Raw genomic sequence first — 12,925 nt, forward strand, 5'->3', positions numbered from 1 at the left:
CGCCGCCGGGAACCTCAGAAGCTGTACTTGGTAGTGAACTGCAACCGGGTGATGTCGCCCTTGGCCCCGCTCTCGATCTCGCGCTTGCCGTACATCAGCTCGGCGCCGACGTCGACCTTGGGCAGGGGCGAGTAGAAGATGTTGCCGCGGATGCTCTGCACGCTCTTGGTCACGCCGGTGCCGGTCAGGGCGACGTCGTTGTCGTAGTCGCTGCGCGCATAGATCAGGTTGGTGCGCAGCTTGGGCGTGAACTGGTGCCGCCAGCCGACGAAGCCGGCCAGAACCCCGGTCGAATCCAGGCTGCGGTCGGCCGCGTCGTAGACCGCGTCCTGGGTGATGCCCAGGCCGATGTAGCGGGCGATGCCCTCGCCGCCGGTCAGCTGGTAGACCAGGCTGTCGCTGTCCCCGGCCACCCACTTGCCGCCCAGGGTCAGGCCGCCGGCGATCTTGCTGTCGTCGGCGCCGGTCGTGTTGTTGTCGACCTTGAGCTGGCGCACCAGGCCGCCGATGCCGAACGTGCCCCAGTCGCCCTTCCAGCCGTAGCGCAGGGTCAGGTCGGGCAGCGCGCCGCGGTCGGAGCTGGAGCCGCCGATCAGCGTGGTCTCCGGGTTCTCCAGCGCGATGCTGAAACCGCCCTTGGTGTAGCGGACCTGCGCCTGCCGCACGAAGATCACGCCGTCGGTGGGGCCGATGAAGTCGGCCGCCTCCGGCAGCGAGGCCGGGTCCATGAAGTTGGACCAGGTCTGGCCGGCCAGCCAGTTGTTCCAGTACATGTAGGCGTGGCGCAAGGTCGCGCCGTAGGTGTTGGTGGCGGTCTGGTTGCCCAGCGAATTGCCGAAGAAGTCCAGCTCGACCAGCGCGCCGGCCTTGTTGCCGCCCTCGGTCACGCTGTCCACGCCGAAGTTGATGCGCGAGAACTTGGCGTGCGCGTTGTAGTCGGTGCCCGAGGACCTGCCGCCGACCGGGGTCTGGCCTGGCAGGTACAGCGCGCGGCCGGTGGCGTCGTCGGCCAGCTGGCCGTCGCCGGTGCGGGTGGCCAGGAAGTCGGCCTTGATGAAGCCGCCGACCTTGAACGTGGTGCCGGGCGCGGCCCCGGGCGTGATCGTGGTCACCTGGATCGGCTGCTTGCCGGCCGGCACCGCCGGCGTGGCGGGCTGGGCGGCCTGCGCGGCCTTGACCTCGGTGATCTGGCTCTGGGCCTGCGTGATCTGCCCTTGCTGTTGCTGCTGCGCGGACAGCAGCAGCTGCACCTGGCGTTCCAGTTCGGCCACGCGCGCCTCCAGCGCCTTTTCCCTCGCCGTCTCGGCGAATGCGGCCCCCGGTGCAGCCAGAGCGAACAACAACGCGACGGCCAGCGGCCGGCGCGCCTGCGACGCGATGCGGATGTTCATTACTCCCTCCCGAATAATGGCTCGCCGCGCCGGGGGCGCGGCTTGACGGAGCGTGCGGCCCGTCCCGGTCCGCGCCTATTCGCCTTTGGTCGAACCAATCGCCCCTGGACCGGCCTTTACGACCATCGTCTAACGCCTTCTTCGCTCAGGCCCCGGGGCGATGCGGCAAACTGAACGCCTGAGTCGGCCGCAACCGGCCGCCGGTTCCCATAAAGCTGAGTGCTAGTGAGGGTGTCATGGCTGATCTGTATCCCGTCCCGCCCGATTTCGCCGCCAAGGCGCGCGTGGACAAGGCGCATTACGACAAGCTCTACCGCGAGTCGGTGGAGGACCCGGATGCCTTCTGGGGCAAGGCCGCCGAGCGGCTGGACTGGTACGTCAAGCCGACCAGGATCAAGAACGTCAGCTACAAGCTGGACGATTTCCGCATCAAGTGGTTCGAGGACGGCGAGCTCAACGCCTCGGTGAACTGCCTGGACCGCCAGCTGGCCAAGCGCGGCGACAAGACCGCCCTGCTGTTCGAGCCGGACAGCCCGGACGCGCCGAGTTACGGCGTCACCTACCGCGAGCTGTACGAGCGCGTGTGCCGGCTCGGCAACGCGCTGCGCAGCCTGGGCGTCGGCAAGGGCGACCGCGTCACCATCTACCTGCCGATGATCCCCGACGCGGCGGTGGCGATGCTGGCCTGCGCGCGCATCGGCGCGATCCACTCGGTGGTGTTCGGCGGCTTCGCCCCGAACTCGATCGCCGACCGCGTGATCGACTGCGGCAGCAAGCTGATCATCACCGCCGACGAGGGCCTGCGCGGCGGCAAGAAGATCCCGCTGAAGGCCAACGTCGACGCGGCCCTGAAGATCCCCGGCACCAACTCGGTCGAGACCGTGCTGGTGGTGCGCCATACCGGCGGCGCGGTGAACATGCAGGCCCCGCGCGACCGCTGGTTCCACGACGTGGTGGACGGCCAGCCGGCGCAGTGCGAGCCCGAGCGCATGAACGCGGAAGACCCGCTGTTCATCCTGTACACCTCCGGCTCGACCGGCAAGCCGAAGGGCGTGCTGCACACCACCGCCGGCTACCTGCTGTTCGCCAGCTATACCCACGAGACCGTCTTCGACCTGCGCGAGGACGACATCTACTGGTGCACCGCCGACGTCGGCTGGGTCACCGGCCACAGCTACATCGTCTACGGCCCGCTCGCCAACGGCGCCACCGCGCTGATGTTCGAGGGCGTGCCGAACTATCCGGACGTCTCGCGCTTCTGGAACGTGATCGACAAGCACAAGGTCACGATCTTCTACACCGCCCCGACCGCGATCCGCGCGCTGATGCGCGAGGGCGAGGAACCGGTGAAGAAGACCTCCCGCGCCTCGCTGCGCCTGCTCGGCAGCGTCGGCGAGCCGATCAATCCCGAGGCGTGGCGCTGGTACTACGAGGTGGTCGGCGACGCGCGCTGCCCGGTGGTGGACACCTGGTGGCAGACCGAGACCGGCGGCATCCTGATCTCGCCGCTGCCCGGCGCCACCGACCTCAAGCCCGGCTCGGCCACGCTGCCGTTCTTCGGCGTGCGCCCGGCGCTGGTCGACGCCAACGGCCAGGTCCTGGAAGGCGCCACCGAAGGCAACCTGGTGCTGCTGGATTCCTGGCCGGGCCAGATGCGCACCGTGTACGGCGACCACCAGCGCTTCATCGACACCTATTTCCGCACCTATCCCGGCACCTACTTCACCGGCGACGGCTGCCGCCGCGACGAGGACGGCTACTACTGGATCACCGGCCGCGTGGACGACGTCATCAACGTCTCCGGCCACCGCATCGGCACCGCCGAGGTCGAGAGCGCGCTGGTGTCGCACCCCAAGGTGGCCGAGGCCGCGGTGGTCGGCTTCCCGCACGACATCAAGGGCCAGGGCATCTACGCCTATGTCACGCTCATCGCCGACGAACAACCCAGCGAGGAGCTGCACAAGGAACTGATCGCCTGGGTGCGCAAGGAGATCGGCCCGATCGCCTCGCCCGACCACCTGCAATGGGCGCCGGGCCTGCCCAAGACCCGCTCGGGCAAGATCATGCGCCGCATCCTGCGCAAGATCGCCGAGAACGCCCCGGACCAGCTCGGCGACATCTCCACGCTGGCCGACCCGTCGGTGGTCGATTCGCTGGTGAACGAGCGGCTGGCGCGCTGAACGGCCGGGATTGGGGATTCGAGATTGGGGATTCGCAAGAGCGGCTCCCTTGCCCGGCCTGGCTTCCCGCTATTGCTGTTGCGAATCCCCAATCCCCCCATCCCGAATCCCCGCCCCATGCCTACCCTGCTGATCGCCGACGACCATCCGCTGTTCCGCGAAGCCCTGCGCGGCGCGGTGCAGCGGGTAATGCCCGGCGTGCAATTGTTCGAGGCCGACAACGTCGATGCGTTGTACAGCCTGGCCGATGCGCACGCCGATGCCGACCTGCTGCTGATGGACCTCAACATGCCCGGCGCGCAGGGCTTCTCCGCGCTGGTGCACCTGCGGGCGCTGCATCCGCAGTTGCCGGTGGTGGTCGTGTCCGCGCGCGAGGAACCGACCGTGATGCGCCGCGCGATCGACCACGGCGCGTTCGGCTTCATCCCCAAGTCGGCCGATTCGGACACCATCGGCCAGGCGCTCTCCACCGTGCTCGACGGCGAGCGCTGGATCCCCGCCGAGGCGCGCAACCTGCCGCCGACCGACCACGAGGAACGCGAGGTCGGCCAACGCCTGCGCGAACTCACCCCGCAGCAGTTCCGCGTACTGCAGATGCTCGGCGCCGGCCGCCTGAACAAGCAGATCGCCTACGACCTGGGCGTGTCCGAGGCGACCATCAAGGCCCACGTGACCGCGATCCTGCGCAAGCTCGGCGTCACCAACCGCACCCAGGCGGTGCTGATGGCCGGCAAGCTCGCCATCGACGCCGACGGCATCGTGCTGCCGCCGGAAGAGGACTGAGGCCGGCCGCAGGAAGGAACACCTGTGTGTGCACTGTGGGAGGGACTTCAGTCCCGACAGGCGTCACCGGCAAGACGTCGGGACTGAAGTCCCTTCCACGAGATCGTGGGCAGCAGCGCAATGCGGCGCGCGTCGACACGCCGATCCGGCCGCTCACGCGGCCTGGAACGCCGAGGACTCCTGCGGTTGCACCACCGCGAAGCTGGCGGCCGCCTCGGCCAGGGCGTCGGCCTGTTCGAGCAGGTGGCGGGCGGCGGCCGAGGACTCCTCGGCGAGCGCGGCGTTCTGCTCGGTGCCGTGGCCCATGCGGCGCAGGCGTTCGTCGATGCCGCGCACCGCGGTGCCCTGCCGCCCGGAGGCCTGGTGGATCTGCTCCACCACTTCGGCGACGCGCTGGGCCTTTTCGAGGATCTCCTCCATGGTGGCGCCGGTGGATTCCACCAGCCTGGCGCCGGCCTCGACCTGCTGCAGGGATTCGTCGATCAGCCTGCGGATCTCCTGCGCCGCCTGCGCCGAGCGTTGGGCCAGGTTGCGGACTTCGCCGGCGACCACCGCGAAGCCGCGGCCGTGCGTGCCGGCGCGCGCGGCCTCCACCGCGGCGTTGAGCGCGAGCAGGTTGGTCTGGAACGCCAGGTCGTCGACGGTGGCGACGATCTCGCCGATGCGCCGCGACGAGCCGCGCAGGCGGCCCATGCCGTCCACCGCCGAACGGGCGACTTCGCGGCCGTGGCGCGCGGCGTCGCTGGCGGCGGCCGCCATCGTCGCGCTGGCCTGGGCGCGACCGATGTTCTCGTCCACCTCGGCCGAGACGTGCGCCATCAGGCCCATCGCCGCCTGCAGGTCGCTGGCCTGGCGTTCGGTGCGGGTGGACAGGTCGGAAGTGCCGCTCGCCATCTCGTCGGCCGAGGCGCGCACGGCCTGCGCGGAATGCTGGATGTCGGTGACCATGCCGTTGACCTGCCCGATCGCGGCGTTGAGGCCGTCGCGCAGTTGCGCGTAGACGCCATGGTGCTCGCCGCGCATGCGCTCGCGCAGGTCGCCGCGCGCGAACGCGTCCATGACCCGGGTGACCTCGAACAGGCGCGCCTGCATGCTGCCCAGCAGGCGGTTGATGCTCTCGGCCAGCACCGCGACGAAGCCGCTCTTGCCCGCGGTGGCGATGCGCTGGTCGAGATGGCCCTGCGCCGCGCGCGCGACCAGTGCGGAGACCTCGCCTTCGATGATGCGTTCCAGGCGAAGGTCCTGCCATTCCAGCACCAGGCCGATCAGCGCCGCGTCCTCGAACACCGGGCTGATCCGCAACAGGAACCAGGTATCGCCGAGCGCGATCTCCTCCTGGCACGAGGTGCCTTCTTCGGCCACGCGCCGGGCGATGGCCGCGGCCTGTTCGCCGAGCAGGTCCAGGTGCGTGCCGATCCGCCCTTCCGATTCGACGCCCGCCGCGGTGAACGCCGCCTGCAGCGCGGCGTTCGCATAGACGATGGTGCCCTCGCCGTCGGCCACCATCACCGGCGCCTGCGCGGCATCGAGGGCATGGCGCACGCGGCTGTTCTCGCGGGCGACCGCGCGCCCGGCCTCGATGCGCTCGCGCAGGCTCGCCTGCATCTGCAGCAGCGTGCGCGAAAGCAGGCCGATCTCGTCGCGCGGGTCGCGCACGGCGAGCGCGCCGTCGAGGCGTCCATCGGCGATGTCGCGGGCGAAGTCCACCGCCGCCGCCAGCGGCCGCACGATCGCCCGCAGCAACAGCACCAGCATGCTGACCAGCACCAGCGCGACCGCCAGCAGGGTCGCGACGAACACCAGGTCCATGTGCGCGCGTTCGCGCGCCTGCCGGACGCGGCCGTCGCGCAGCGCCGCCTGCTGCTGCGCGCGCAGGGCGGCCAGCGCCGGCTGCACGCGCGCGGCGATGTCGTCCAGCGCCTGCGACTCGCTGTCCATGCCGAAACGGGAGGCGGCATAGGCGGTGAAGCGCTCCTGGTACTGCTGCATCAGCGCGCGGATCTCGTTCTTGCGCGCGTCCGGGATGCGGGCCTTCTGCAGCAGCAGCTCGAACGCCATGCTCTGTTCGCCGAACCGGTCGGCGAACGCCTGCTCGCGGCGCAGGACGAAGTCCTTCTCGTACCGGCGCATCGTCAGCATCGAGGCCTGCAGCCGCGGGTTGTCGTATCGCGCGAGCAGGTCCTCCACGCCATGCACGGCATCGCGCAACTGGCCTTGCAGGCCGTCGTCGGCGGTGTGGCCCAGTTCGGCGACGCGCGCGTCCAGCGAGCGGCCCGAGTCGGTGTAGTCCTTCAGCGCAGCGCGCAGCGGATCGGGCTTCTTCGCCGCGACCGGCAGCGCGGCGGCGGCGCGTTCGAGCGCCTCCAGCGCCGCGCGGAAGCGGGCACCGCTGTCTTCCGAGAACGAAAGCGCATACTCCGACTGCAGCCGGCGCGCCTCGGCAAAGGCCTCGGCCACGCGCTGGGTACGCGCGTCTTCCTGCTGGAAGCGCTCCACGCGCGCGTCGCCGGCGGCGATGCCGGCGCCGACGCGCCAGTAGGCGAAACCGATCAGGCTCAGGCCCAGCACCAAGGCGACCAGGCTGAAGCGGAGCTTGCGGGCGATATCCATCGAGAGCGTCATGGGGGAGACCGGAGCAGAAATACGCACCCGGTATCGACGCTGGAAGTGGATTCTTTAGCCCGGATGCCGGGGCTTTCAGGAGCGACCGCGGCGGATGCCGCCCGAACCGGCGGCACGGCCTGCGCAAGGGCACGATAGGCCAGGCGCGATGGCGCCATCACACCACCGGGCCATGTCGATTGGATGACGCGGATGCGACGGCCAGCGCGCCGGATTGGCCGCGCTGCATCGCAACATGATTTTTACCAGTGACTCGTATATTCATATACGAACATCACCGACCAACCGGTCCTGCGGGGTTCTCCAATGCACGACAGCGCGCCCGCGCTTCCATCGCAGGTATCCGCTCCGGCCGCGGACGCCGCGCGCCGGATCGGCGCGACTTCGGTGCGGGTGTCTCCGCTGGGCTTCGGCGCCGCGCCGATCGGCAACCTCTACAGCGAGGTGGACGAGGTCGACGCGCTCGCCGCGGTGCGCGACGCGCATGCCGGCGGCATCCGCCATTTCGACAGCGCGCCCTACTACGGCTACGGCCTGAGCGAAGCTCGGCTGGGCCGCGCCCTGGCCGGGCTGCCGCGCGCGGGCTACACGCTCTCGACCAAGGTCGGCCGCCGCGTGATCGAGGACCCAGGCGCGCCTGCCGGGCGCGACGGCTTCGCGGTGGCCGGTTGGCGCGCCGAGTTCGACTACAGCCGCGACGGCGTGCTGCGCGCGTTCGAGGGCAGCCTGGAACGCCTGGGCACCGATCGCATCGACATCCTGCTGCTGCACGACATCGGCCGGCTCACCCACGGCGAGCGCCATGCCGGCGTGCTGCGCCAGGCGCTGGACGAGGCGTTGCCGGCGATGGCCGAGCTGAAGGCGCAGGGCGCCTGCGGCGCGATCGGGCTGGGCGTCAACGAGCAGGACGTGGCACTGGAAGTGCTGGCCGAGTTCGCCCTGGACTGCGTCATGCTCGCCGGCCGCTACACCCTGCTCGAACAGCAGGGTGCGCGCGCGTTGCTGGAGGAGGCGCAACGCCGCGGCCTCTCGCTGCTGGTCGCCGGCCCCTACAACTCGGGCTTGCTGGGCGATCCGCGCGGCCCCGGCAGCACCTACGACTACGCGCCCGCCGATGCGGGCACGCTGGCGCATGCGCGGCGGCTGTACGCGGCCTGCGCTGCGCACGGCGTGGATACCGGCGCGGCGGCGCTGCAGTTCCCGCTGGCGCACCCGGCCGTGGCCACGGTCGTGGCCGGCCTGCGCACGCAACGGGAAGTGGAGATCGCCGTGGCGCGCCTGCGCGCGTCGCTGCCCGCCGACCTATGGCGCGACCTGCGCGCGCAGGGCCTGCTCGAGGACGACCTGCCCACGCCATGAAGCGCGTCGATGCCCACCTGCATTTCTGGCAGCTGTCGCGCGGCGACTACGACTGGCTGACGCCGGCGTTGGCGCCGCTGTATCGCGATTTCCTGCCGGAACACGCGGGCGCCGCGCTGGAAGCGGCCGGGGTGGACCGGGTCGTGGTGGTGCAGGCGGCGGCCACCGAGGCCGAGACGCGCCATCTGTTCGCGCTGGCGAAGTCCGAGCCGCGCATCGCCGGCGTGGTGGGCTGGACGGATTTCGAGGCGACCGACGCGCCGGCCCGCATCGCCGCGCTGCGTGCCGACGGCGGCGGGCTGCTCAAGGGCCTGCGGCCGATGGTGCAGGACCTCGCCGATCCCGCGTGGCTGGCGCGGCCGGCGCTGGATCCGGCCTTCGATGCGCTGGTCGCGCACGACCTCGCCTTCGACGCGCTGGTCCGCAGCGTCCATGTCCCGGCGCTGGAAGCGCGGCTGCGACGCCATCCGCAGCTGCGCGTGGTGATCGACCATGCCGCCAAGCCGGACATCGCCGCCGGCGAGTTCGATGCCTGGGCGGCGGCGCTGGCCGCGCTGGCGCGGCATCCGAACGTGCACTGTAAGCTCTCCGGCCTGCTCACCGAAGCCGCGCCCGGCGCCGACGCCGATACCCTGGACCGCCATGTCGCACACCTGTTCGCGCAGTTCGGCCCGCGGCGCGTGCTGTGGGGCAGCGACTGGCCGGTACTGACGCTGCGCGCGGACTATGCACGCTGGCTGGCGATCGCGCGGGCGCTGCTGGAGCGCCATGCGCCGGGCCACGAAGCGGCGGTGTTCGCCGACAACGCCGCGGCGTTCTACCGGCTGCCGCCCGGGGCGCCGGCATGAGGTCTTTTTGGCGAGTCCCTCGCACAAGCTCCGCACATCCTTGTGCGGGGTCCCTGTTTTGGCGAGTCCCTCGCACAAGCTCCGCACATCCTTGTGCGGGGTCCCTGTTTTTGCGAGTCCTTCGCAAAGGCGCCGCACGTCCCTGTGCGGGGTCCCTGTTTCTGCGAGCCCTTCGCAAAGGCGCCGCACGTCCCTGTGCGGGGTCCCTGTTTCTGCGAGCCCTTCGCAATAGCCCCGCGCGTCCATGCGCGGGGTCTTTTCTCCACTTCCCACGAGGTCTCCGATGAACCGTCTGCAAGGCAAGCGTTGCCTGATCACCGCCGCCGGCGCCGGGATCGGCCGCGAGAGCGCGCTGGCCTGCGCGCGCGAGGGCGCGCTGGTGCTGGCCACCGACGTCGACGCCGCCGCGCTCGATGCGCTGGCCGCCGAGCATCCGGCGATCGCCGTGCAGGCGCTGGACGTCACCGATCCGGCCGCGATCGCGGCGCTGGTCGAGGCGCAGGGCCCGTTCGACGTGCTGTTCAACTGCGCCGGCTACGTGCACCAGGGCAGCATCCTGGACTGCGATGCCGAGGCCTGGCGGCGCTCGTTCGCGATCAACGTCGACGCGATGTACCACACCTGCCGCGCGGTGCTGCCGGGCATGCTGGCGCGAGGCCGCGGCAGCATCGTCAACATGTCCTCGGTCGCCTCGAGCATCAAGGGCGTGCCCAACCGCTTCGCCTATGGCGCCACCAAGGCCGCGGTGATCGGCCTGAGCAAGGCGATCGCCGCCGACTACGTCGCGCGCGGCATCCGCTGCAACGCGATCTGCCCGGGCACGGTGAAGACGCCGTCGCTGGCGCAGCGCGTGGCCGCGCTCGGCGGCGACGAGCAGGCGGTGTGGAAGAGCTTCACCGACCGCCAGCCGATGGGCCGGCTCGGCGACCCGCGCGAGATCGCGCAGCTGGTCGTCTACCTGGCCTCCGACGAATCGTCCTTCACCACCGGCCAGACCCACGTCATCGACGGCGGCTGGTCCAACTGATCCCGCTCCAGGAAGAGGAACCCCATGAAACTCGTACGCTACGGCGCACCCGGCCAGGAACGCCCCGGCCTGCTCGACGGCGAGGGCCGCATCCGCGACCTGTCGGGCATCATCGACGACATCGCCGGCGAGCACCTGACCGCGCGCGGCCTGCAGCGGCTGCGCGCGCTCGACTCGGCCTCGCTGCCGAAGGTGGACGGCGAGGTGCGCTACGGCGCCGCGGTCGGCCGCGTCGGCAAGTTCATCTGCGTCGGCCTGAACTACGCCGACCACGCCGCCGAATCCGGCATGGAAGTGCCGAAGATGCCGGTGCTGTTCATGAAGGCCACCACCGCGATCAGCGGGCCCAACGACACCGTGGTGATCCCGCGCGGCTCGAAGAAGACCGACTGGGAGGTCGAGCTGGGCGTGGTGATCGGCGACGTCGCGCGCGACGTGCCGCTGGAGGAGGCGATGAAGCACGTCGCCGGCTACGTGGTGGTCAACGATTTGTCCGAGCGCGAGTTCCAGCTCGAGCACGGCGGGCAATGGGTCAAGGGCAAGAGCGCCGACACCTTCGGCCCGATCGGCCCGTGGCTGGTCACCGCCGACGAGGTGCCCGACCCGCAGGACCTGTCGATGTGGCTGGAGGTCAACGGCCACCGCTACCAGGACGGCAGCACCCGCACGATGGTGTTCGGCGTGGCCGAGCTGGTCAGCCACATCAGCCGCTACATGACGCTGATGCCGGGCGACGTCATCAGCACCGGCACGCCGCCGGGCGTCGGCCTGGGCCAGAAGCCGCCGGTCTACCTCAAGCCGGGCGACGTGATGGAACTGGAGATCCAGGGCCTGGGCCGGCAGCGCCAGGCCGTCGTCGCGCATCCGCGCGAGGCGTAATGCCGCTCGAAGCCCCTCTCCCGTCGGGAGAAGGAAATAGCATCTCCCTCCACCTGGATCCCCATGAACACCATCGTCGCCCTCGAAACCCACGACGTCCGCTTCCCCACTTCGCGCGAACTCGACGGTTCGGACGCGATGAATCCCGATCCCGACTACTCCGCCGCCTACCTGGTGCTGCGCACCGACGCCGCAGACGGACTGGCCGGACATGGCCTGGTGTTCACCATCGGCCGCGGCAACGACGTGCAGACGGCCGCGGTGGCGGCCCTGGCCGACCACGTCGTCGGCCTGCGCGTGGAAGATGTGGTCGCCGACCTCGGCGGCTTCGCGCGCCGGCTCACCAACGATTCGCAGCTGCGCTGGCTCGGCCCGGAAAAGGGCGTGATGCACATGGCGATCGGCGCGGTGATCAACGCCGCCTGGGACCTGGCCGCGCGCCGGGCCGGCAAGCCGCTGTGGCGCTACATCGCCGAACTCGCGCCGGAGCAGCTGGTCGACACGATCGACTTCCGCTACCTCACCGACGCGCTCACCCGCGACGAAGCGCTGGCGCTTCTGCGTGCCTCCGAGCCGCACAAGGCCGAGCGCATCGCCGCACTGGTCGAGCAGGGCTACCCGGCCTACACCACCTCGCCCGGCTGGCTGGGCTACTCCGACGAGAAGCTGGTGCGGCTGGCGAAGGAAGCAGTGGCCGACGGCTTCCGCACCATCAAACTGAAGGTGGGCGCCAGCGTCGAGGACGACATCCGCCGCTGCCGGTTGGCGCGCGAGGCGATCGGCCCGGACGTCGCGATGGCGGTGGACGCCAACCAGCGCTGGGACGTCGGCCCGGCGATCGAGTGGATGCGCCAGCTCGCCCGGTTCGACATCGCCTGGATCGAGGAGCCGACCAGCCCGGACGACGTGCTCGGCCACGCCGCGATCCGCCGCGGCATCGCGCCGGTGCCGGTATCCACCGGCGAGCACACCCAGAACCGCGTGGTGTTCAAGCAACTGCTGCAGGCCGGCGCGGTGGACCTGATCCAGATCGACGCCGCGCGCGTGGGCGGCGTCAACGAGAACCTGGCGATCCTGCTGCTGGCGGCCAAGTTCGGCGTGCGCGTGTTCCCGCATGCCGGCGGCGTGGGCCTGTGCGAGCTGGTGCAGCACCTGGCGATGGCCGATTTCGTGGCGATCACCGGGCGCAAGGAGGACCGCGCGATCGAGTTCGTCGACCACCTGCACCAGCACTTCGTCGACCCGGTGCGGATCGAGCGCGGCCGCTACCTGGCGCCCCAGGCGCCGGGGTTCTCGGCCGAGATGCATGCGGCATCGATCGCCGAGTTCCGGTATCCGGACGGGCGCTTCTGGGTAGAGGATCTGGCGAAGGGTTGAGTCCCCTCGGAGCATCCCTCGTCATTCCCGCGAAAGCGGGAATGACGAGTTCGGCCTGATGGCAGGCCCTGCTCGCAGCGCTTACGCCGTCGCGCGGCCGCCCTGCACCATCACCGCCTCGCTCAACGCGAAGATCCGCAGAGCCTCGCGCCACTTCTCCCCAGGCGCGGAACCCGGCAACGGCTTCTGGAAGCGCCACATCAGTTCTTCCCAAGCCTGCACGCGCGGGTTGGCCGCATCGGCCTTCGCCTTGGCCTCCGGCGAGTAGTCCTCGTCCACGTCCATCAGCATCACCAGCCGGTCGCCGCTGCGGAAGATCTCCAGCTCGCGGATGCCGGCCCCGGACAGCGAGGCGACGATCTCCGGCCATACCGTGTCGGCGCGATGCCAGCGTTCGTACTCGGCGATCAACGCCGGATCGTCGTACAGGTCCAGCACGTAGCAATGGCGCGGCATTCG

Annotated in this window: 10 protein-coding genes; 7 read left to right on the forward strand and 3 right to left on the reverse strand. The window is 70.4% G+C overall.

Features of this window, described 5'->3' with window-relative positions; genetic code table 11:
- Positions 1–14: 14 nt before the first annotated feature.
- Complete coding sequence (locus M3M27_RS19175; protein ID WP_140727512.1) at positions 15–1,391, reverse strand: DcaP family trimeric outer membrane transporter; 1,377 nt, start codon at positions 1,389–1,391, stop codon at positions 15–17.
- Between the two features lie 236 nt (positions 1,392–1,627).
- Between M3M27_RS19175 and acs the strand changes: the two genes are divergently transcribed.
- Together acs and M3M27_RS19185 are read left to right on the forward strand one after the other, a co-directional pair.
- Positions 1,628–3,571 (forward strand): acetate--CoA ligase, encoded by a 1,944-nt coding sequence (gene acs, locus M3M27_RS19180; protein WP_434026653.1) that lies wholly within the window; start codon positions 1,628–1,630, stop codon positions 3,569–3,571.
- Between the two features lie 117 nt (positions 3,572–3,688).
- Positions 3,689–4,354 carry a response regulator transcription factor gene (locus M3M27_RS19185; RefSeq protein ID WP_140727508.1) on the forward strand — a complete coding sequence of 222 codons (666 nt, stop codon included), beginning with the start codon at positions 3,689–3,691 and terminating at the stop codon, positions 4,352–4,354.
- A 153-nt stretch (positions 4,355–4,507) separates the two neighbouring features.
- Here the strand turns inward: M3M27_RS19185 and M3M27_RS19190 are convergent, their stop codons facing one another.
- A complete protein-coding gene (locus tag M3M27_RS19190) occupies positions 4,508–6,976 on the reverse strand; it encodes a methyl-accepting chemotaxis protein (protein WP_434026654.1) in 2,469 nt (822 codons plus the stop codon).
- Between the two features lie 306 nt (positions 6,977–7,282).
- Here M3M27_RS19190 and M3M27_RS19195 point away from each other — a divergent pair, with 306 nt between their 5' ends.
- The 5 genes from M3M27_RS19195 (at position 7,283) to M3M27_RS19215 (ending at position 12,466) form a co-directional block, all read left to right on the forward strand.
- Positions 7,283–8,335 carry an aldo/keto reductase gene (locus tag M3M27_RS19195; RefSeq protein ID WP_434026655.1) on the forward strand — a complete coding sequence of 351 codons (1,053 nt, stop codon included), beginning with the start codon at positions 7,283–7,285 and terminating at the stop codon, positions 8,333–8,335.
- A complete protein-coding gene (locus tag M3M27_RS19200) occupies positions 8,332–9,183 on the forward strand; it encodes an amidohydrolase family protein (protein ID WP_434026656.1) in 852 nt (283 codons plus the stop codon). The genes M3M27_RS19195 and M3M27_RS19200 overlap by 4 nt, the downstream gene beginning before the upstream one ends.
- Positions 9,184–9,427: 244 nt before the next feature.
- Positions 9,428–10,210, forward strand: a complete 783-nt coding sequence (locus M3M27_RS19205) for an SDR family oxidoreductase (RefSeq protein ID WP_434026657.1) — start codon at positions 9,428–9,430, stop codon at positions 10,208–10,210.
- Between the two features lie 24 nt (positions 10,211–10,234).
- A complete protein-coding gene (locus M3M27_RS19210) occupies positions 10,235–11,089 on the forward strand; it encodes a fumarylacetoacetate hydrolase family protein (RefSeq protein ID WP_434026658.1) in 855 nt (284 codons plus the stop codon).
- A 63-nt stretch (positions 11,090–11,152) separates the two neighbouring features.
- Positions 11,153–12,466 (forward strand): L-fuconate dehydratase, encoded by a 1,314-nt coding sequence (locus M3M27_RS19215; protein WP_140727483.1) that lies wholly within the window; start codon positions 11,153–11,155, stop codon positions 12,464–12,466.
- 81 nt (positions 12,467–12,547) lie between these two features.
- Here the strand turns inward: M3M27_RS19215 and M3M27_RS19220 are convergent, their stop codons facing one another.
- Complete coding sequence (locus tag M3M27_RS19220; RefSeq protein WP_434026659.1) at positions 12,548–12,922, reverse strand: L-rhamnose mutarotase; 375 nt, start codon at positions 12,920–12,922, stop codon at positions 12,548–12,550.
- Between the last annotated feature and the right edge of the window lie 3 nt (positions 12,923–12,925).

Origin of the sequence: Xanthomonas boreopolis, from assembly GCF_046529185.1 — a bacterium.
Lineage (GTDB): Bacteria > Pseudomonadota > Gammaproteobacteria > Xanthomonadales > Xanthomonadaceae > Pseudomonas_S > Pseudomonas_S boreopolis.

Coding starts and splice junctions, on each gene's coding strand:
- M3M27_RS19175 (WP_140727512.1), bottom strand. CDS start 1,391: ATGAACATCCGCATCGCGTCGCAGGCGCGCCGGCCGCTGGCCGTCGCG.
- acs (WP_434026653.1), top strand. CDS start 1,628: ATGGCTGATCTGTATCCCGTCCCGCCCGATTTCGCCGCCAAGGCGCGC.
- M3M27_RS19185 (WP_140727508.1), top strand. CDS start 3,689: ATGCCTACCCTGCTGATCGCCGACGACCATCCGCTGTTCCGCGAAGCC.
- M3M27_RS19190 (WP_434026654.1), bottom strand. CDS start 6,976: ATGACGCTCTCGATGGATATCGCCCGCAAGCTCCGCTTCAGCCTGGTC.
- M3M27_RS19195 (WP_434026655.1), top strand. CDS start 7,283: ATGCACGACAGCGCGCCCGCGCTTCCATCGCAGGTATCCGCTCCGGCC.
- M3M27_RS19200 (WP_434026656.1), top strand. CDS start 8,332: ATGAAGCGCGTCGATGCCCACCTGCATTTCTGGCAGCTGTCGCGCGGC.
- M3M27_RS19205 (WP_434026657.1), top strand. CDS start 9,428: ATGCGCGGGGTCTTTTCTCCACTTCCCACGAGGTCTCCGATGAACCGT.
- M3M27_RS19210 (WP_434026658.1), top strand. CDS start 10,235: ATGAAACTCGTACGCTACGGCGCACCCGGCCAGGAACGCCCCGGCCTG.
- M3M27_RS19215 (WP_140727483.1), top strand. CDS start 11,153: ATGAACACCATCGTCGCCCTCGAAACCCACGACGTCCGCTTCCCCACT.
- M3M27_RS19220 (WP_434026659.1), bottom strand. CDS start 12,922: ATGCCGCGCCATTGCTACGTGCTGGACCTGTACGACGATCCGGCGTTG.